The 18,833-nt window shown below is 39.3% G+C and carries 20 protein-coding genes; 14 read left to right on the top strand and 6 right to left on the bottom strand.

Annotated elements, in window-relative coordinates; genetic code table 11:
• Positions 1-202: 202 nt before the first annotated feature.
• The 4 genes from ACFQZJ_RS06035 to ACFQZJ_RS06020 all read left to right on the top strand — a co-directional run bounded on the left by ACFQZJ_RS06035 (position 203) and on the right by ACFQZJ_RS06020 (position 4,416).
• The gene (locus ACFQZJ_RS06035; protein ID WP_379933026.1) at positions 203-1,096 is read left to right on the top strand and encodes an SMP-30/gluconolactonase/LRE family protein; all 894 of its coding nucleotides are present in this window, start codon (positions 203-205) and stop codon (positions 1,094-1,096) included.
• A gap of 136 nt (positions 1,097-1,232) precedes the next feature.
• The gene (locus tag ACFQZJ_RS06030; protein ID WP_379933024.1) at positions 1,233-1,955 is read left to right on the top strand and encodes an MIP/aquaporin family protein; all 723 of its coding nucleotides are present in this window, start codon (positions 1,233-1,235) and stop codon (positions 1,953-1,955) included.
• A gap of 184 nt (positions 1,956-2,139) precedes the next feature.
• On the top strand, positions 2,140-2,790 hold the full coding sequence (locus tag ACFQZJ_RS06025) for an SGNH/GDSL hydrolase family protein (RefSeq protein WP_379933022.1): 651 nt from the start codon (positions 2,140-2,142) through the stop codon (positions 2,788-2,790).
• 9 nt (positions 2,791-2,799) lie between these two features.
• Positions 2,800-4,416 carry a family 20 glycosylhydrolase gene (locus tag ACFQZJ_RS06020; protein ID WP_379933020.1) on the top strand — a complete coding sequence of 539 codons (1,617 nt, stop codon included), beginning with the start codon at positions 2,800-2,802 and terminating at the stop codon, positions 4,414-4,416.
• A 124-nt stretch (positions 4,417-4,540) separates the two neighbouring features.
• Here ACFQZJ_RS06020 and ACFQZJ_RS06015 read toward each other — a convergent pair whose 3' ends face one another.
• The 4 genes from ACFQZJ_RS06015 to ruvX are packed head-to-tail and all read right to left on the bottom strand — an operon-like array spanning position 4,541 to position 6,739.
• Entirely contained in the window at positions 4,541-4,987 is a 447-nt protein-coding gene (locus tag ACFQZJ_RS06015; protein ID WP_379933018.1) for a DUF5606 family protein, read from the bottom strand.
• 60 nt (positions 4,988-5,047) lie between these two features.
• On the bottom strand, positions 5,048-5,638 hold the full coding sequence (gene def, locus ACFQZJ_RS06010; RefSeq protein ID WP_379933017.1) for a peptide deformylase: 591 nt from the start codon (positions 5,636-5,638) through the stop codon (positions 5,048-5,050).
• Positions 5,635-6,327, bottom strand: a complete 693-nt coding sequence (locus ACFQZJ_RS06005; protein WP_379933015.1) for a DUF1919 domain-containing protein — start codon at positions 6,325-6,327, stop codon at positions 5,635-5,637. Before ACFQZJ_RS06005 ends, def begins: the two co-directional genes overlap by 4 nt.
• Before the next feature lies 1 nt (position 6,328).
• Complete coding sequence (gene ruvX, locus ACFQZJ_RS06000) at positions 6,329-6,739, bottom strand: Holliday junction resolvase RuvX (protein WP_379933014.1); 411 nt, start codon at positions 6,737-6,739, stop codon at positions 6,329-6,331.
• Between the two features lie 101 nt (positions 6,740-6,840).
• On the opposite strand from ruvX, the gene ACFQZJ_RS05995 reads away from it, so the two are divergent.
• The 5 genes from ACFQZJ_RS05995 (at position 6,841) to ACFQZJ_RS05975 (ending at position 11,933) form a co-directional block, all read left to right on the top strand.
• On the top strand, positions 6,841-7,656 hold the full coding sequence (locus ACFQZJ_RS05995) for a 2,3,4,5-tetrahydropyridine-2,6-dicarboxylate N-succinyltransferase (RefSeq protein WP_379933013.1): 816 nt from the start codon (positions 6,841-6,843) through the stop codon (positions 7,654-7,656).
• A 96-nt stretch (positions 7,657-7,752) separates the two neighbouring features.
• Complete coding sequence (locus ACFQZJ_RS05990; RefSeq protein ID WP_379933012.1) at positions 7,753-8,559, top strand: glycosyltransferase family 2 protein; 807 nt, start codon at positions 7,753-7,755, stop codon at positions 8,557-8,559.
• A 271-nt stretch (positions 8,560-8,830) separates the two neighbouring features.
• A complete protein-coding gene (locus tag ACFQZJ_RS05985; protein WP_379933010.1) occupies positions 8,831-9,517 on the top strand; it encodes a phosphocholine cytidylyltransferase family protein in 687 nt (228 codons plus the stop codon).
• A complete protein-coding gene (locus ACFQZJ_RS05980; RefSeq protein ID WP_379933009.1) occupies positions 9,514-11,337 on the top strand; it encodes a CDP-glycerol glycerophosphotransferase family protein in 1,824 nt (607 codons plus the stop codon). Before ACFQZJ_RS05985 ends, ACFQZJ_RS05980 begins: the two co-directional genes overlap by 4 nt.
• Before the next feature lie 11 nt (positions 11,338-11,348).
• The gene (locus ACFQZJ_RS05975; protein WP_379933007.1) at positions 11,349-11,933 is read left to right on the top strand and encodes a LicD family protein; all 585 of its coding nucleotides are present in this window, start codon (positions 11,349-11,351) and stop codon (positions 11,931-11,933) included.
• Positions 11,934-11,940: 7 nt separating this feature from the next.
• Here ACFQZJ_RS05975 and ACFQZJ_RS05970 read toward each other — a convergent pair whose 3' ends face one another.
• Entirely contained in the window at positions 11,941-12,543 is a 603-nt protein-coding gene (locus tag ACFQZJ_RS05970; RefSeq protein WP_379933005.1) for an adenylyltransferase/cytidyltransferase family protein, read from the bottom strand.
• 169 nt (positions 12,544-12,712) lie between these two features.
• Here ACFQZJ_RS05970 and ACFQZJ_RS05965 point away from each other — a divergent pair, with 169 nt between their 5' ends.
• The 5 genes from ACFQZJ_RS05965 to ACFQZJ_RS05945 all read left to right on the top strand — a co-directional run bounded on the left by ACFQZJ_RS05965 (position 12,713) and on the right by ACFQZJ_RS05945 (position 17,421).
• On the top strand, positions 12,713-13,273 hold the full coding sequence (locus tag ACFQZJ_RS05965) for an L-threonylcarbamoyladenylate synthase (protein WP_379933004.1): 561 nt from the start codon (positions 12,713-12,715) through the stop codon (positions 13,271-13,273).
• Positions 13,274-13,289: 16 nt separating this feature from the next.
• Positions 13,290-14,711, top strand: a complete 1,422-nt coding sequence (locus tag ACFQZJ_RS05960; RefSeq protein WP_379933003.1) for a CCA tRNA nucleotidyltransferase — start codon at positions 13,290-13,292, stop codon at positions 14,709-14,711.
• Positions 14,708-15,739 (top strand): COX15/CtaA family protein, encoded by a 1,032-nt coding sequence (locus tag ACFQZJ_RS05955; protein WP_379933002.1) that lies wholly within the window; start codon positions 14,708-14,710, stop codon positions 15,737-15,739. Before ACFQZJ_RS05960 ends, ACFQZJ_RS05955 begins: the two co-directional genes overlap by 4 nt.
• Positions 15,740-15,764: 25 nt before the next feature.
• Positions 15,765-16,262 carry an IS1096 element passenger TnpR family protein gene (locus tag ACFQZJ_RS05950; RefSeq protein WP_379933001.1) on the top strand — a complete coding sequence of 166 codons (498 nt, stop codon included), beginning with the start codon at positions 15,765-15,767 and terminating at the stop codon, positions 16,260-16,262.
• 100 nt (positions 16,263-16,362) lie between these two features.
• Entirely contained in the window at positions 16,363-17,421 is a 1,059-nt protein-coding gene (locus ACFQZJ_RS05945) for a nucleoid-associated protein (RefSeq protein ID WP_379933000.1), read from the top strand.
• A 297-nt stretch (positions 17,422-17,718) separates the two neighbouring features.
• On the opposite strand, the gene ACFQZJ_RS05940 is transcribed toward ACFQZJ_RS05945, so the two are convergent.
• Complete coding sequence (locus ACFQZJ_RS05940) at positions 17,719-18,798, bottom strand: hypothetical protein (RefSeq protein WP_379932999.1); 1,080 nt, start codon at positions 18,796-18,798, stop codon at positions 17,719-17,721.
• Positions 18,799-18,833: the final 35 nt, after the last annotated feature.

Genomic DNA, 18,833 nt, shown 5'->3' with positions numbered 1-18,833 from the left:
GCGACAGCGAAGAAACCAATGCATTAAAGGTATATTTAAAATAGTACAATACAAAAACTCCAAAACTCTAAAACGTTTTGGAGTTTTATGTTTATAGGCGTAATGGTAATAGTAGGTCTAGGTAAGGACTACAATTTAAGGCGTTAGAAAAAATCAAATATTTAGTGTACTTTTCTACTCACTTTAAAATGCTACGGTTATTATGAGATCTCCAATACCTTTCGCTTTCTTAATACTACTTTTTGTTTCTTGCAATTCACTCAAAAAACCTATTATTTCAAACAGTGCTACACCAATTTTAGTACAAGATGGCTATGCGTTTACGGAAGGCCCCGCATCGGACAAGGAAGGCAATGTTTATTTTACCGACCAACCCAACAACAGTATTTTAAAATGGGACGCAAAAACCAATACCGTTTCAACGTTTATGAAACCAGCTGGTCGTGCCAACGGACTGTATGTTGACAACCAAGGCAATCTTTTGGCTGCGGCCGATGAAAAAAATGAACTCTGGCAAATTGATATGGATAAAAAAGTGCGTATTTTGTTGCATCACTTCGAAAACAAAAAGCTCAACGGACCAAACGATATTTGGGTAGATAAAAAAGGAGGTATCTATTTTACCGATCCGTACTACCAAAGACCCTATTGGGAACGAAAAGAAGCGGAATTGGATGCGCAGCTGGTTTACTATATCGCCCCCAACAGTACAGAGGCAAAAGTAGTTGCGGACAATTTTGAGCGTCCCAACGGAATTATTGGAACAGCAGATGGCAAGACCCTGTATATTTCGGATATTGGCGATAAAAAAACCTATTCCTATACCATTGCAAATGACGGGAGCCTAACCAATCGAAAGCTTTTTACCAACATGGGATCGGACGGAATGACGATAGACAATAAAGGCAACGTATACCTAACCGGCGAGGGTGTCACCGTTTTTAATGCCCAAGGGAAACAGATAGAACACATCCCTATCGCAGCCGATTGGACTGCCAATGTCACTTTTGGAGGAGCAGAACAAAACATACTATTCATTACCGCTTCCAAAGCTATTTATACCTTAACAATGAGCGTAAATGGGGTTCGGTGGTAGGGAATATCGATTATTTAACGCCCCAAAAGAATCCTACAAATCAGATAAAAAGTAATGGAAATGGATAATCGGGAGCGGTTTAAGATCCAAAAGCTGGCCTATTTTTTTTATCTTCAACCACCTAAAACCAAACCAAATGACAGCTTTCATTTTTGAATTTATAGGAACGGCCATGCTTATCCTTATCGGTAATGGCGTAGTGGCCAATCTAGTGCTAAAGGGAACCAAGGGTGGAGATCTTGGGTGGGTAGGAATTGCACTTGCGTGGGGTATTGCCGTCTTTATCGGTGTTTTTGTTTCTGCAGACGCCAGTGGGGCGCACCTAAATCCTGCGGTGACCATAGGGTTGGCCACGGCAGGAAAATTCTCTTGGACATTGGTTCCGGGTTATATTGTTGCACAGGTTTTGGGTGCCATGATGGGTAATTTATTGGTATGGCTGAACCATAAAAAGCAATACGATGCAACCGAGGACCCAGCTGCCATCCTTGGCACTTTTTGCACCTCGCCCGCCATTAGAAATCCGTTTTGGAATTTGGTGACCGAAATTATTGGAACCTTTGCCTTGGTTTTCGGTATCTTTTTTATTGCAGGGGGCAGCGTTGGTTCCGAATCCATTTCCCTTGGGGCTTTGGATGCCCTGCCCGTGGCATTGTTGGTTATAGGTATCGGTTTTGGTCTGGGAGGGCCAACGGGATACGCCATTAATCCTGCGCGGGATTTAGGCCCACGCCTTCTGCATGCTATCCTGCCATTGAAAAACAAAGGAAACAGCGACTGGAACTATTCTTGGGTTCCTGTGATAGGACCTATTATCGGAGCAATGATCGCAGCATTCGTTTTCTCCTTGGTATCCTAAACCCAAAATAGGCATTAGAACTTCGTTACAAAGTTCCAATACATAATTTTTGAATTAAAAGAATATAATTATGAACTAATAAAGGGTGCTGTCCTCCCTTTGTGCGCCTAAACAGATCCTAGGTCGAAAATCATTTGACCTGACCAAAAATCGGTGGTTATTTGCAAACTGATATGCTTTTATAATGAAATTCCTCTTTTATATTCTTCTCCTATCAGGAATTTTGGCCTTTGGCCAAGATGCCGCACCATTTTCAGATGAAGTAAATGCGATATCAAAAAAGTACGATTCTATCTGGGACGCTAACAGCGAAAGCATCGTATTTACCGGCAGCTCCAGTATACGTATGTGGCATAGTCTTAAAGCCTTGTTTCCAGAGCATCAGATTATAAACACAGGATTCGGTGGCTCCCAGGCCGCGGATCTATTATATTACTTAGAGCCATTGGTGCTCCGTTACGCTCCTAAACAAGTATTTATTTACGAGGGCGATAATGATTTATCGGCCAAAAAAAGACCTAAGGAAATTATAGCCACTACCCACGAAATAATCCGAGAGATCCATAAGAACAAAGCCGACACCAAAATTGTACTAATGGCCGCAAAACCAAGTATAAGTCGTTGGAGTTTACGTAGTAAATACAAAAGACTCAATAGAAAATTCAAAAAAATGGGCGCTAAAAATCCGCTCTTAACCTATGCCGATGTTTGGTCTCCCATGCTTAATGGAAGAAAATTAAAAACAGACCTATTTCTAGAGGATGGCCTGCACATGAACGACAAGGGATACGCCCTTTGGCACGAAGCCATTAAATACCTAGTTACTAACCTATAATTAACAATAATGATAAAAAACACTCTTATCAGGACCACGTTCGTAGTTTTCCTTATTTGTGCGTTTTACGCGTGCACAGCGGAACGTAAACCAAGAATTAACATGCCTACCACAAATCTGGCCGCGGAAGGTTTAATTCCGAAACCCTTGAAAGTCATCTCTACCAATTCGGCCTTTGCGCTAGATAAGTTCACGGCCATTTACACGGCCAAAGGTGATACCGGTTTTCAGGAAGTAGCCGAGTTTCTGGCCAATAAACTGGCCCAAAAAACAAACCTCGAAATCCCGGTGAACGATGAATCGCTACAAACGTTAGAACGGGTTATTTACATCAACAAATCGGACAGTACGGATATTAACACACCGGAAGCCTATCAATTGTACATTAATCAAGATTCCATTATCATTAACGCAAACACTGCAGAAGGTGCCTTTAGGGGCATACAGACCCTAAGGCAACTCGTACCGCATACCAGTAACGATACCTTGGCACCACATACAATATGGCCGGTACCCACCGGAAAAATTACGGACAACCCCGCTTTTGAGTATAGAGGTTCCATGTTGGACGTGGCGCGTCATTTTTTTAGTGTAGAAGATGTGAAAAAGTACATCGATATCTTGGCTTACTACAAGATCAACGTACTGCACTTGCATTTATCCGATGATCAAGGTTGGCGAATTGAAATCAAATCCTGGCCCAAATTAACGGAAATCGGAGGCAGTACCGAAGTTGGTGGTGAAGCCGGTGGTTTTTACACCCAAGAAGATTACAAAGAAATTGTACGGTATGCCGCAGAACGCTATATGACCGTGGTTCCCGAAATAGATATGCCGGGACACACCAATGCTGCATCCGTTTCCTATCCTTTTTTAAACGGAAATGGCAAAACACCCGAACTATATGAGGGTATCGAGGTAGGTTTTAGCACCTTTGATACCAGAAAGGATACCGTTTATGCTTTTGTAGACGATGTAGTACGGGAAATTTCCGAAATTACCCCGGGGCCTTATTTCCATATTGGGGGAGACGAAAGCCATGTCACTAAAAAAGATGATTACATCTATTTTGTGAACCGGGTAGAAAAAATTGTCCAAAAATATGGCAAACGTATGATAGGCTGGGACGAAGTTGCCGTTGCCGATATTGATTCTACTTCTATCTCCCAATGGTGGGCCAGTGCGGAGAATGCCAAAAAAGCGGTTGAAAAAGGGATGCAAGTAATCGTATCTCCCGCAACAAGAACCTATTTGGACATGAAATACGATACACTTTCCAAATTTGGTCTGCATTGGGCAGCTTACATTCCGGTAGATTCCGCCTACATCTGGACACCTGAGGGCTACGGTGGTATTCCAAGGGAAAATATTCTTGGCATAGAAGCCCCATTATGGTCCGAGACCATAAGCAACATAGACGAACTGGAATACTTGGCCTTTCCTAGGGTCATAGGTCATTCCGAACTCAGCTGGAGCATTCCTGAAAACCGAAATTGGGAAGACTACAAAGTTCGTTTGGCCAACCAGGCTCCGTTTCTAGAACGCATGGACGTAAAATACTACCCATCTCCCCTCATAGATTGGAAAAAGAGCAAATACACCTATAAGACCATCGAAAAAGACTGATATTAGTCGGTAGTCGGTAGTTGGTAGTTGGTAGTTGGTAGTTGGTAGTTGGTAGTCGAAAAATAAAAAAGCCTCAATTGCAGCTGCAGTTGAGGCTTTTTTATACGATTAAACGAAACTATTCCTATTCCGTAGCGCTCTCTTTATCAGATTCTTTTTCAGACTCAGAATCTTTTTCAGGTTCCGAAAAGTCCGCTATGTCCTTATCGACCAAAATATTGTACCATTGAACTATTTTTTTAATGTCGCTGGCATATACCCTATCCTCGTCATAATTGGGGAGCACCTCAAAAAAGTACTCTTCCAACTTTATTTTATCCTCTTTATGGCCTACAGAAGTTTTACCTCCGTTTTCCTTTTCCTGTATTTTTAGAAACACCTCACGTAACGGCAATTCCGCTTCCAAGGTGTATATGGCTATTTCGGAAAGTACACTAACGTTACTTCTAAGTCCTACGCTAATTCTTTTTCCATCCAACAGAGACTCCGCTACAAATCCCGATCTGGTTTGTGTTATCAATTTGTACAATCCCGGTTTACCGGCAACCGATAGTATTTTCTCCAACCCCATAGGCTATTTTAAATTTTTTAAGGGCAAATATTATATTTTTAAACTGATTAAAAGAAGTATTTAACGACCTTTTTTCATATTTGGAAATCGCATGCGGTAATCTACGTTGATTTTTCCCTTGGATATATTGGAGAGCCTTCCCTTGATCATTCGTTTTTTTAATGACGACAATTTATCCGTAAACAGAATACCTTCTATGTGATCATACTCATGCTGTATTACCCGTGCTAAGAGTCCATCAAAAGTTTCTTGATGTTGTTTAAAGTTTTCATCAAGGTAAGTAATCTTAATGGTTCCCTTTCTACTGACATCCTCGCGCACATCCGGTATACTTAAACAACCTTCGTTAAAAGCCCATTCCTCACCGATTTCCTCTTCTATATAGGCATTTACAAATACCCGCTTAAAACCGTTCAACTGTTTTTGTTCACTCTCGGTAAGCTCCTCATCATCGGCAAAAGGACTAGTATCCACTAGGAACAAACGAATAGGCAGTCCTATTTGCGGGGCTGCAAGTCCAACTCCTTTAGCATTGTACATGGTCTCCCACATATTTTCCAAAAGCACTTTAAAGTCCGGGTAGTCGGGGCCAATATCGGCACCTACTTTTCTTAGCACGGTATCCCCGTAGGCTATAATTGGTAATATCATCGTAATTCTTTAAATCGTGTTCTTAAAATTTCTCCACTATTTAACCAGTGGACTATATCAAAGTATAAAAAAGTGAGTTTAAATCTCTTTTTTCCGTTAGGTATCCTATTTTTTTTATTGTGTTTACTAGTAAGAAAACGGATATGATTTGTTTTTTTTGTTGCCAAATCATAAAATGCAAAGGAAACCTTATTTTTAAAAGGAAGTTCATGAAATTTTGTTAAATCCTCGGTATTGATGCGCCTACGGTCACAAACCATAAAAAAATAGTTGTCCTTATTCCTGTTTTCGAGCATCCTATCCCTTCTGCGATTCCATTTTTCCAACGCCTCTGCTTCTGTTTCGTAATGCTGAAAATGGATTTCCACATCGTTTAAAAGTCCTATAGGGTAATTGTTCTTGGACTCCGGATATTTGGATACAGATAAAAAATCCATATCCATTTGCATATAGTCATCGAAATTGGCCAACAATTTCATATAACAAGGACCAAATAAAAATAATCCTACAAAAGGGGTATTGTAAGGCTTTTGCAAATATTGGTATACCTGGCCTCCCCAACAGTTCCTGCTAACGATTACAAAATCGGAATTTGTGAGTTTTTGAATATCCCTATGTGCAAAAAAAGATGTAAAATACTGCCGTATCTTTCTTTTGACCAATATTTCAAAATCGATTAAGGCGTCCATCTTAATTTCTTTCTAAATATGACTGCAATATTATTGTGGCACTTATCTCGTCTATCAAAGCTTTATCTCTACGTTGCTTCTTTTTCAAACCGCCATCCAGCATACTCTGAAAGGCCATCTTAGAAGTAAAGCGCTCGTCCTGTCTTTCGATAGAGATATCAGGAAAATGTTTGGAAAGTTCTACTAAAAATGGTTTTATATACTGCTCGGACTCCGAAGGATCATTGTTCATTTGCTTGGGTTCTCCAATGACAAAAACATCAACTTTTTCGTCATTTACATAGGTTTTTAAAAAAGCTATAAGCTCTTTGGTAGGAACCGTGGTGAGACCAGAAGCTATAAGACGTAACTCGTCCGTAACGGCAATACCCGTTCGTTTTTCTCCATAATCCAATGCCAATAATCTTCCCAAACTAAAATTTTATCAAAAGTAATGGATAATTTGTGATATGTGAACTTACCTACGGTGAATTACTTTACTTCGACCTATATTTGAAAAAATTTTGGAACAACATGACAGATTTAAGAAATATAATTGAACAGGCTTGGGAAAATAGGGCGCTCTTAACCGAAGACAAGACACAACAAACCATAAGGGAGGTGATCAACCTTATAGACTTGGGCAAACTTCGTTGTGCGGAACCTACTTCAACTGGCTGGCAAATAAACGAGTGGGTAAAAAAAGCCGTTGTCCTGTATTTCCCAATTCAAAAAATGGAAACCCTTGAAGCCGGAATTTTTGAATATCATGATAAGATGCCCTTAAAAACGGGCTATAAAGAAAAAGGAATACGTGTAGTACCGAACGCGGTAGCCAGACATGGTGCCTTCATTTCACCGGGTACCATTCTGATGCCAAGTTATGTGAACATAGGCGCCTACATAGACGAAGGTACCATGGTAGATACATGGGCCACCGTAGGAAGTTGCGCTCAAATAGGTAAAAACGTACATCTTAGCGGAGGTGTAGGCATAGGAGGCGTGTTAGAGCCGCTACAGGCTTCACCGGTTATAATAGAGGATAACGCCTTTATAGGTTCTAGATGTATTGTGGTCGAGGGTGTACATGTAGAAAAAGAAGCTGTACTTGGTGCGAATGTAGTGCTAACGGGCTCTACTAAAATAATTGATGTTACAGGGTCTTCCCCTGTAGAACTTAAAGGTAGGGTTCCTGCGCGTTCAGTTGTTATACCAGGGAGTTACACCAAAAAATTTCCGGCCGGAGAGTTTCAGGTTCCCTGCGCACTGATTATTGGGACAAGAAAAGAAAGTACGAATAAAAAAACCTCGCTTAACGATGCGCTAAGGGAACACAATGTAGCCGTATAATTTTGTATGGAAATATAGGTAAAAATATAATTTTTTCCCTTTTTTTCAGTTCTATACCCAGAACACTCCTTACTAACTTAACTATTAATCTTGGTTATGGAGCCTCAGCGTACTAAAATATCGGCACTTGTAATTACCTACAACGAACTAGGGTACATAGAAAAATGCTTGAAATCGGTGGAATTCGCAGATGAAATCATTGTGGTGGACTCCTACAGTACCGATGGTACGTATGAATACCTCCGTGCACACCCCAAAGTGAGAGTTATTCAACATCCGTTCAAAAATTACACGGCCCAAAAGGCGTTTACCTTATCACAAGCCTCCAACGACTGGGTACTGTTTGTAGATGCCGACGAAATTGTAACACCAGAATTGCGCCATGAAATTACAAACACCGTAAATTCCAACCAAGGACATGCAGCATATTGGTTTCGTAGAAAATTTATGTTCCAACAGAAACAGTTGCGCTTTAGCGGGTGGCAAACGGATAAAAATTACCGACTATTTAGAAAAAGCAAGGCACAGTTTTCGGATAAACGCATTGTACACGAAACATTGGAAATAAAAGGTAGTTCCGGGATTTTAAAAAACAAACTTACACACTATTGCTACCGTGATTACAGAAATTACAAAAATAAAATGTTGGTCTACGGAAGATTAAAGGCTAAAGAAGCCTTACAAAAAAACAAAGGCTTCAATCCCATTCTGTTAGTGGCAAAACCAACATTTACCTTCCTCTTTAATTATATTATTAGGCTTGGAATTCTTGACGGCTTCAAGGGAATTACCGTATGCTACCTAAATGCACTATGTGATTGGGAACGCTATCTAGAATTGAGAAGATTGGAGCATGAGCAAAAAGCGATCAGTCTTAAAACTATTTCCCAAAGAAGTAGCTGATTCAACCTAATTCTAGATGTATTACCTAAGATTTAAACTACGGAAATATTGCCGACCAATAACTAGTACCCGCTTTTAACTACCATAATTCTGCATTTTGACTTGTGACTTAATTTTAGTTATCCTTAAAATAATTTTACATTTGAAAAAATAAGGATTTCCTCCTTTTATTTGTGCGATTAGGCATAGAAGCAGTAAATGATTGGAATCACAGCTCTAATAAGCGATTAACACACTTACAAAGAGTACCTTAGACTAAAAAAAACACATAGTGAAAATTGTTATTCTTGCAGCAGGTATTGGTTCCCGTTTAGGCAACCCATTTCCCAAACCGCTAACACCCCTAAATAATGGTAAGACTATTATGGGAATGCAGGTAGACAACCTCGCCTCAAAATTTAATATTGACGATATTAACGTGGTAGTGGGTTTTAAAAAGGATTTGATTATGGAGCGATTCCCAAACCTGCTTTATATTTATAATCCATTTTTTGATTGTACCAATACCTCCAAAAGTCTATTGAAAGCACTTAAAAAAAGTAGAAACACCTCCGTTTTATGGTTAAATGGCGATGTTGTCTTCGATGGAGATTTACTCACCCTACTAGAAGGACATATAGATTCCGAAAATTCTTTTGTAGCTGTAAATACCAGCAAAGTAGCCGATGAAGAAGTTAAATACACGTTAAAGAACGGTTACATTGACGAACTCTCCAAAAATGTTAAAAATGGATTAGGAGAAGCCGTTGGTATTAACTTCATAGCGCAAAAAGACATCGACAGTTTTATAGCGAGATTAGAGGAATGTGATGATAACGACTATTTTGAGCGAGGCCTGGAAATGGCCATCGCGAAAGATGGAATAAAAATTTCTGCACTGGACATATCCAAATTTGATTGTATGGAGGTCGATTTTAGGGACGATTTAGAAAATGCAAACAAGATGTTTAAAAAATGAAATTTATCCTATTTTGCCAGAATGCATATGCTTTTGGCATTATGGCGTCCATTAGGGATGAAATCATTTCCCGCGGGGACGACTATTTGTGGTACGTGGCCCAAAAACTAATCCAAAAATTTCCTTTCCCGGAGGAGCCTCATACCGCCAGCATCCTGGACGCTCACTTATTTAAAAGTGATATCATATTTGTCCCGGGGAACGAAGTTCCGTATTACCTAAGAGGAGTTAAAGTTCAAATTTTCCACGGTCTCGCAGGTGAAAAAAAAGGACATTTTAGAATACGTCATTATTTTGACCTCTATCTTACCCAAGGCCCTTATTTTACGAACAGGTTTAATGAATTAAAAGCAAAATATAAAAACTTTGAAGTAGTGCAGACAGGTTGGCCTAAACTAGATGGCTATGGTTTGCAAAAAAACAAATACGATGCTCAAAAAAAATCGCTATTAAATCAATACCGTACCAAAAAAATAATACTGTATGCACCCACTTTTTCACCAAGTCTAACCTCGGCCCCGGATTTACTAAAAGAAATTAAGGAGCTAGCCATAGCTACCGGATATATCATAATGATCAAGTTCCATGATCTTATGGCAGCTGAATTAATAACTCCCTACAAAGAACTTTCTAAAAATCATGAGAACATTCTCTTTATAGAAGAAAAGAACATCGTAAAATTTTTAATTCTTGCGGACCTACTTATAAGTGACACCTCCTCTGTTATCTATGAATTTCTTTTATTGAACAAACCTGCCATTTCTTACAAGACCATAGCAACCAACATTCGGTGGGAGAATCTCACGAAAAAAGGCCATCTTAAAAAAAGCGTACTTAATAATTTGGAAACCGACTCTTTTGGACAACAGCGCTTGGAACTCAATGAACAGTACCATCCGTACCAAGATGGGAAGTCGGCCCAAAGAATGATTCAAGCTGCAGAAAAGTATATTGCCGAAAATGGGGTTCCCGAGAAAAGATTTTTGCCCTTAGATCGTAAAATTAAGATTGATGCACTTTTTAATAGACCCATCACGAATGTGTGGAACGGTAAGGTTAAAAACAAAATATCCGCAGTATTCATTACCTTAAACGAAGTAGTGAATATAGACGAAGTATTGACCAACGTCCAATTTGCAGATGAAATCATAGTAGTAGATTCCTTTAGCACCGATGGTACGGTAGAACGGATAAAGAAGAGACCTAAAGTCAGATTCATACAAAGGCCTTTTGTAAACTATACGGACCAAAAGGCCTTTGCAATGAACCAAGCCTCCAACGATTGGGTGTTGTTCATGGATGCGGATGAACGCCTTACGGACCGACTCAAAAATGAAATACTTACCACCATAAACGGAGAACCCAAGGCAGTAGCTTACTATTTTTACCGGACATTCATGTTCGGAAATAAAATTCTGAGATTTAGTGGCTGGCAAAGCGATAAGAACTTTAGGCTATTTAGAAAATCAAAGGTAGCCTTTACCAAGGAGCGTATTGTTCATGAGACATTAGTTGTGGACGGGGAAATTGACGTTCTAAAACATAAACTGATACACTACTCTTATAAGGATTATGAAGATTATAAGGGGAAAATGATCAAGTACGGACAGATGAAAGCCCAAGAAGAGCTAGCCAAAGACTATGCCCCAAACCTATATCATTTTATTTTTAGGCCTCTTTATAAATTTTTGAACCACTTTGTTTTTAGACTCGGTTTCCTAGATGGTAAAAAAGGCGTAATCATTAGTTATCTTAATGCTTTGGGTGTTTACAGCAGGTATAAGGAATTAAAAAGATTAAGAAGTCAAAAAGAAACTTAAAATCAGTTCTAATGGCATACGATATAACCTTGGAAGGAAATAACTTAAAAGAAGCAGAAAAACTTCTTCGGGAAATTACAGCCATTTTTGAGCAAAATAAGATAGCATATTGGTTGGAAGGCGGAACCCTATTAGGTATACGAAGAGAAAACAGGTTGCTACCATGGGATAACGATTTGGATATATCCATACATGCCACAGAAGCCAAAAAACTCACCACTTTAATAAAAGCATTAAAAAGTAAAGGTTATAGAGTAAGACTACGACACTTTAACACAACAAACGATACTTTTAAAAAAGGTAAGCTAAGAATGATAAAATTACGGAAGAAACGTTTTTTTGGTATTCTTAAAGGAAAGGTGTGTTTAGATGTTTTTATAAAATATACCAAAGATGAAAATACCTTTTGGGAAATAGACAATAAGACGAAAAGTGTTCCTAAAGAATTTTACTCGAGCTTTACAACTATCAATTTTCAAAACAAGGTATATTCTATTCCAGAAAATACAGATGGTTATTTGACCTATAGGTATGGTGATTGGCAAACCCCGGTCAAGGATTGGAACACTTCTGCGGATGACAAAGCACTTACCTAATCATTTATTACTTAAGCTGCAGGGTTTGTTTTAAAATAGTACTACTTACATTCGCGGTATATGGAAAGTACTCCATGGCGCAGCTAACCTTGGGATATCTTCCCTTCCAATCATCTCCTACAGAGATAGCGTCTATGCGATGTATATCTACAATACGCTGTTTATCTTTATCTATTTGGGGAATTACCTCGTCTACAAGTCCAATCGCTTGTACTACTTTCATTCGTTCTTCGAAGGGTATCACAGGTAGCTTCCCTTTCTCTTTAAGAATAAGTTCATCGGTAGAAACACCAACAATAAGATAATCGCAAAGCTCCTTTGATTTCGCCAATATATTAAGATGACCAAAATGGAATATATCAAAACAACCGGAAGTGTACATGCGGTTATATTTGGATTTTTCTTTAATCTGAGCTAATAATCTATCGTTCTCCAAATGGAAAATCCACTTTTTATTCGGCATCTGTTCGTACAAATAAGCAACTATTTTAGCACCATCTTCTTTACTTTTAACGGATACTGATTCTAATTCAAGACCGTGTTCACTTAATTCGACAAGTCTCCAACCAGGAAATTTATTTAATATTTCTTTATCATTTAGGGCTATCATAGGATACGTTCTCTAAGTTTTTTGGAAAATACAAAATCAGCTTTTAAATGATGGTATATCTTCTATTAATTTAAAAACAAGGTATGAACAAATAAATATAATGATCAACAAAAAAGTACTCAACAAACTGGAAGACTTACTTTTGCAGAGATTCTGATAAGAAGAAAAAATGACGGAAGAAATCAACAAAGCTATTGAAGTTTTACAAAAGGGAGGCCTCATCCTCTACCCCACGGACACCCTGTGGGCCATTGGCTGCGACGCCACAAAGGATAGTGCCGTACAAAAGCTCATCACCTTTTTACAGCGTAAACCAAATGACCCCATGGTTTGTTTGGTAGCTCATGAAGGTATGCTGGAAAAGTATGTAGAAAAGGTTCCCGATTTGGCATACGACATTTTAGATGTCGCCACAAGGCCCACTACCATTGTGTACGACAGTTCCAATGAGATTTCGCTAAAGGTCAAGGCACCGGACGGGTCACTGGCCGTTAGGGTCGCCTCAGACAAATTTTGCCAGTACCTCATCAACAAATTTAAAAAACCATTGGTAGCCACCATAGCAAAAATAGAAGGCAACAGTACCCCGAAAAGTTTTAAAGAAATAGATGCAGCCATTTTAAAAGGTGTAGACTATGTGGTAAATTTGCAACAGGAAAACGAAGGTTCCCGGGCATCTACTATTATAAAATTAAGTGGTGATCACATAGTAAAAGTGATACGGGAATAATGCAGGCGAAAGACCCATGAACTACAAACAGGCATTAACGCATAGTATTTTTAAAAGAATTCAAGAAAGTGCCGATGAAATGGGACTTGAAGCCTACGTCATAGGTGGTTTTGTGCGTGACTTTTTCCTAAAAAGAGGCACTCCAAAAGACATAGACATCGTGGCCGTAGGAAGTGGCATTGCCCTAGCCGAAAAAGTGGCATCGAAACTTAGCGGGGCACCCAAAGTATCCATATTTAAGAATTTCGGCACCGCCATGATCAAGCATGACGGAGTGGAACTAGAATTTGTAGGCGCCAGAAAGGAAAGCTACCACAGGGACAGCCGAAAACCGGTTGTTGAAGACGGCTCCTTGGAAGACGATCAAAAAAGACGGGATTTTACCATTAACGCCCTTGCGCTTTCCATTAACAAAGCTACTTTTGGAGATTTGCTAGACCCCTTTGAAGGCATAAAGGACTTGAAAAAACAGCTACTTAGAACCCCATTGGACCCCAACACCACCTACTCGGACGATCCACTTAGAATGATGCGAGCGGTCCGTTTTGCCACACAATTGGACTTTACCATAGAATTGCCTTCGTTACAAGCGATTACGGATAATAAGGAGCGACTAAAAATTATTTCTAACGAGCGTATCGTAGACGAGCTCCATAAGATAATGCAGACCGTAAAACCATCAAAAGGTTTCGCGCTTTTGCATAAAACCGGCCTATTGGAAATTATCCTGCCCGAACTTACCGCACTGCAAGGCGTGGAAGAAATAGAAGGGCAAAAACACAAGGATAATTTCTGGCATACCCTAGAGGTAGTAGACAATATCTGCGAAACAACCGATGACCTCTGGTTGCGCTGGGCAGCTTTATTGCACGATATCGGAAAGGCACCCACGAAACGGTTTCACAAGAAAATAGGATGGACATTTCATGGACACGAGTTTGTGGGTTCAAAAATGGTTTATAAAATTTTTAAACGTTTGCGAATGCCCCTGAACGACAAAATGAAATTCGTTCAAAAAATGGTACTCATGAGTTCTAGGCCTATTGTGCTATCGGAGGATTATGTGAGCGATTCTGCGGTAAGGCGACTGGTATTTGATGCCGGGGAGCATGTGGAGGACTTAATGACCTTATGCGAGGCGGACATCACCACAAAAAATCCAAAAAAACAGCGCAAGTACAAGAACAACTTCAAAATTGTACGCGAAAAAATTATCGAGGTAGAAGAACGGGATAGGGTAAGGGATTTTCAACCGCCTATTAGCGGAGAAGAAATCATGAAGGCATTTGATCTAAAACCTTCAAAGGAAATAGGTATTATAAAGGAGTACATTAAGGAAGCCATACTGGAAGGGGAAATACCCAACGAATTCGATGCCGCTAAAACCTTAATGCTAAAAAAGGGAAACGAACTGGGACTTAAAGCAAAACAGCTATGATATCATTTAGAAAATTAGCGAAAATTTCCTTGATATTGGTGTATTTGGTTATCGTCGCAGGAGCTGTAGTGCGCATGACAGGTAGCGGCATGGGCTGCCCCGATTGGCCAAAGTGTTTTGGTTATTATATTCCACCAACAGAGGCTTCAGAACTGGAATGGAAACCGAACAAAACATATAACAAAGGACAGGTTATCATCTTGAACGAGAGCTTACAGGTAGCTAAGGAAGACATCACCACCGGAACCGATTTTGATAGTGCCAATTGGGAGGCATATACCAAACATGACTACGCCATTTTTAACCCTTGGCATACCTGGATAGAATTCATCAATCGCTTATTCGGGGCGGTGGCGGGTCTGGCGACCTTGTTACTGGCGTTTGCATCTTTAAAATATTGGAAAAAACAAAAGGCGGTCACCCTTCTCTCTTGGATGGTGGTATTTGGTATGGGCTTTCAAGCCTGGTTAGGGGCTACGGTAGTATATTCGCTTCTACTACCGTTTAAAATTACCTTGCACATGCTCATGGCCTTGGTCATCGTTGCCTTTTTACTCTATATTATCTTTATTGTGAACAAGGAGAACAAGCGCATCACCTACGACAGAACCACCTTTGTTATCGCAGTCGTGGCATTGGGCCTCACCCTTATCCAAGTTGTTCTTGGAACACAGGTACGGGAATTTATAGACCATCAAATAGACCTCTTGGGGGCCGGTGCAAAACATCTTTGGCTACAAGACCCAACACTGGTGTTTTATGTTCACAGAAGCCTTTCCATAGCCATTATCCTGGTGAATGTACTTTTAGCCTATCGCATATTTAAGTTTGATCTTGGTCACCTTAAAATCTACTGGGTACTCTTTATCCTGGTCTTGGAAATATTTACGGGGGTTGCCATGAACTATATAGCATTTCCGTTCGGGAGCCAACCATTGCATTTAGTCCTAGCGGCCATTCTTTTTGGAGTTCAGTTCTATTTGGTTTTAGATGCATTAAAGCCGAAAACAAATCTTAAAACTTCGTAACTTTGCCTTCCCACAAAATATAGGTATGGTTTATAAAATTAGAATAATACTTGATGCCGAAGAGGATATCTTTCGCGACTTGGAAATTGAAGCAAACAATTCGTTGGAAGACTTTCACAATGCGATCACACAGGCGTTTGGCTTTTTAGGAAACGAGATGGCCTCTTTCTATACCTGCGACGAAGAATGGGTTCAAGATGAGGAAATCGCGCTTTTTGATATGAGCGAATCCGGTTCCGATGTTCGGTTGATGAACGAAACTTTTTTAGAGGATATCATAAGTGAAAAATCACCAAAACTTATTTACGTATACGATTTCCTTAGCATGTGGACCTTCTTTGTGGAATTGGCCGATGTGGTAGAAAAGGAAGATGGCCGTGCCTATCCCAATGTCCTTTTCAGTTTTGGAGAATTACCGGAGGCACCTCCGGAAAAGAAGTTTGAATCTGAAAACAGTGCCTTCGATTTCGATGATACTTTTGATAATTACGACGACCTTGATTTTGATGAAAATTGGAACTAAGTGACCACAGGTTTAGATGCTTACCACCAAAATCAAGCTAATTAAAAAATAACCGGAGTAGGATTTCCGCCTACGCGGAAATGAAAATAAAAACGATTCAATGATCAATCTATACGCCACACAAATAGAACATATCTCTATTCATAGAGTAGGAAACAAGAATAAAAACGAAGGTATTTTTTTATCTGAGGAACCCTTTTCGCTCAACGATGAAACTACAGGGCTATTAAAGGAGTATTTTTTTAAACCGTTCCGGGAGAAAGAGGAAAATTATTATAAATTGACCAATGAGGTCGATATAGAATTCAACGAACTCTTTAACATTGTAAGTGCTGTTTTTGATGATACCGCTACCAGCCATCAAAATTCCAAAAAAATTGCGATGCATTTGTTCGAGCAGTCCAACCACCCGCACATTAAAAGCGGAGAGGTCTATGTTTGTTACTTGACCGGTATCCTTTTGGATAACCAAAAAACGGATGCCATAGGTATTTTCAAAAGCGAGCTAAAACATGATTTTCTTCAGTTTCAAGAAAACAGTTCCAATTTGGATATCATCGTACAACAAGGTATAAATATCAACAAACTTGATAAAGGGTGCCTTATTTTCAATGTAGACAAGGAAGAAGGATATAAAGTACTTTCCGTTGATAGCAACAAGTATGACACCAAATATTGGCTAGAGCATTTCTTGGGTGTAGACGCATTAGCGGACGATAATTTTAAGACCAAGAACTACCTCAAGCTTTGTCAGAATTTTGCAAAAGATGTGGTATTACCGGCCGAGGACAAACAACAAGAAGTACTGTTCATGAACAGAGCGGTAAACCATTTTGCTAAAAATGACGCCTTTGAGGAAACCAATTTCCTTAACGATGTAATGGCAAACCCGGAACTTATCCCAGAGTTCAAACATTACAAAACCGAAAAAGGACCAAAATATAGCATTGAGGACGTCTCTAATTTTGACATCGCCAACAAAGCCGTTTCCGATGCCAGAAAAAAGATTAAGAACGTTATTAATCTCGATACCAACATTCAGATCAAAATGGATTTCATAAATCCGGAATCCGCTGAAAAATTTGTGGAGAAAGGCTGGGACGAAGAACGCCAAATGTACTATTACCTAGTCTATTTCAACAAAGAACAGAAAAGCTAACCAGTTAGCAAAAGAACATAAAGAAAGCCATACAAATAATTGATATGGCTTTTTTGCTATTCCTTCAGCGCTCTAGGCTTTTTGCAACGAAACAACATGAGCCTACAACTATAATTTATTTCCGGTCTGCCAGTAAGAAAATTGTCTTTTCAAAACTAGAAACCGTAATTACTTTTCTACTTTTCATTAACCCCTGTTTTGCAGAACAAGGGTTGTGGCATATATGACTTTAACTGCCACTGCCAACCGAATGCTTTTTACACAACCATCTAACGACTAAAGACTACCAACTACCAACTAAATTTTAATATTCTGTTCAATAATCTGCTTCATACTCACATCCTCATAATTTCTTCTAACGAAATTAAGAGCCAAATCCAGTATCTGCCCCATGGTTCTGCACTTTTTAAAGTCCATATCCAAGGTAAGTTCATAGATATGCTCCCTGAGCAGGGCTACGTTTTCTTTGGTAGAAATTTTGTCCGTCTTAATAACAGACCGTATTCTCTTTATACGCTTACTGGAACTTAAGATTCTTTTCGCTATTATGGAACGTTCCTCTAGTTTGTATTGATCTACGGAATCCGATAGCAGTTTTTTCTGAACCAGTTCTACCATTTTGAGGTTTTCTTTAAAAAATTGGGGTCTGTACACCTTTAACTTTCCTTCAAAACACTGTTGGTCAAAATCGATTGCACGTATTCTATAGACCACATGGTCAAAATCGTGTACCGGTACTATCACATAATTGTAGCTGCGCATATCGCCCAATAAACGAATCATACACCGTTCGTTAAATTTGACAAACTCCTTTGCCAACTGCGCCTTTTCGGATTCGGTACATGTTGGCAGCATATTCTTTATAAATTCATCCCCTGGTATTCCTGCAATATGCTCCTCTATCAATGTATCCTTATAGACCAAAAAATTTAAGTTATAAGGAGAGAGCATGTGCTCTAGTTCCAGCCCGTAAATACGGGAAGCGTCGGTCTTTTTAATATAGAAATACGTAAAATTATCGTTTAATATATTCCTGATCTTTATCCTAAACGGTTTGGAGTTTCCAAAGGTGCAAAAGTCAACTGCATCCACGTTCAAATATTGATTGATGTTATCGCTACCATCGGAATGCAGAATCGAATAGACTTTTTTTAAACTATCGTCTATTTCCTTTCGGTCATATTCGGAATAATATACCCGTATCCATAAGGTATCTTCATCATTCTTGTCATAAACAACAACGGAACCGGAAAATCGTAATAAATCTTCATAAAAGATAGGGATTTCGATTTTTCTATTGTAGGTAGACAAATAATCATCTAATCGTTTATTAACGGGATACGCAGGTTTTTTCTTGGACATTAATCGTTCTTCCATAGTCATTAATTTGCACCCTAAAGGTACGATTTAAG

Origin of the sequence: Maribacter chungangensis (assembly GCF_042676845.1) — a bacterium.
In the GTDB taxonomy this organism is placed as follows: domain Bacteria; phylum Bacteroidota; class Bacteroidia; order Flavobacteriales; family Flavobacteriaceae; genus Maribacter; species Maribacter chungangensis.
Note: the sequence above shows the minus strand (reverse complement) of the source record. Positions and strands in the feature narration are given on the sequence as shown.

Coding starts and splice junctions, on each gene's coding strand:
- ACFQZJ_RS06035 (WP_379933026.1), top strand. CDS start 203: ATGAGATCTCCAATACCTTTCGCTTTCTTAATACTACTTTTTGTTTCT.
- ACFQZJ_RS06030 (WP_379933024.1), top strand. CDS start 1,233: ATGACAGCTTTCATTTTTGAATTTATAGGAACGGCCATGCTTATCCTT.
- ACFQZJ_RS06025 (WP_379933022.1), top strand. CDS start 2,140: ATGAAATTCCTCTTTTATATTCTTCTCCTATCAGGAATTTTGGCCTTT.
- ACFQZJ_RS06020 (WP_379933020.1), top strand. CDS start 2,800: ATGATAAAAAACACTCTTATCAGGACCACGTTCGTAGTTTTCCTTATT.
- ACFQZJ_RS06015 (WP_379933018.1), bottom strand. CDS start 4,987: ATGGGGTTGGAGAAAATACTATCGGTTGCCGGTAAACCGGGATTGTAC.
- def (WP_379933017.1), bottom strand. CDS start 5,638: ATGATATTACCAATTATAGCCTACGGGGATACCGTGCTAAGAAAAGTA.
- ACFQZJ_RS06005 (WP_379933015.1), bottom strand. CDS start 6,327: ATGGACGCCTTAATCGATTTTGAAATATTGGTCAAAAGAAAGATACGG.
- ACFQZJ_RS05995 (WP_379933013.1), top strand. CDS start 6,841: ATGACAGATTTAAGAAATATAATTGAACAGGCTTGGGAAAATAGGGCG.
- ACFQZJ_RS05990 (WP_379933012.1), top strand. CDS start 7,753: ATGGAGCCTCAGCGTACTAAAATATCGGCACTTGTAATTACCTACAAC.
- ACFQZJ_RS05980 (WP_379933009.1), top strand. CDS start 9,514: ATGAAATTTATCCTATTTTGCCAGAATGCATATGCTTTTGGCATTATG.
- ACFQZJ_RS05975 (WP_379933007.1), top strand. CDS start 11,349: ATGGCATACGATATAACCTTGGAAGGAAATAACTTAAAAGAAGCAGAA.
- ACFQZJ_RS05970 (WP_379933005.1), bottom strand. CDS start 12,543: ATGATAGCCCTAAATGATAAAGAAATATTAAATAAATTTCCTGGTTGG.
- ACFQZJ_RS05965 (WP_379933004.1), top strand. CDS start 12,713: ATGACGGAAGAAATCAACAAAGCTATTGAAGTTTTACAAAAGGGAGGC.
- ACFQZJ_RS05960 (WP_379933003.1), top strand. CDS start 13,290: ATGAACTACAAACAGGCATTAACGCATAGTATTTTTAAAAGAATTCAA.
- ACFQZJ_RS05955 (WP_379933002.1), top strand. CDS start 14,708: ATGATATCATTTAGAAAATTAGCGAAAATTTCCTTGATATTGGTGTAT.
- ACFQZJ_RS05950 (WP_379933001.1), top strand. CDS start 15,765: ATGGTTTATAAAATTAGAATAATACTTGATGCCGAAGAGGATATCTTT.
- ACFQZJ_RS05945 (WP_379933000.1), top strand. CDS start 16,363: ATGATCAATCTATACGCCACACAAATAGAACATATCTCTATTCATAGA.
- ACFQZJ_RS05940 (WP_379932999.1), bottom strand. CDS start 18,798: ATGGAAGAACGATTAATGTCCAAGAAAAAACCTGCGTATCCCGTTAAT.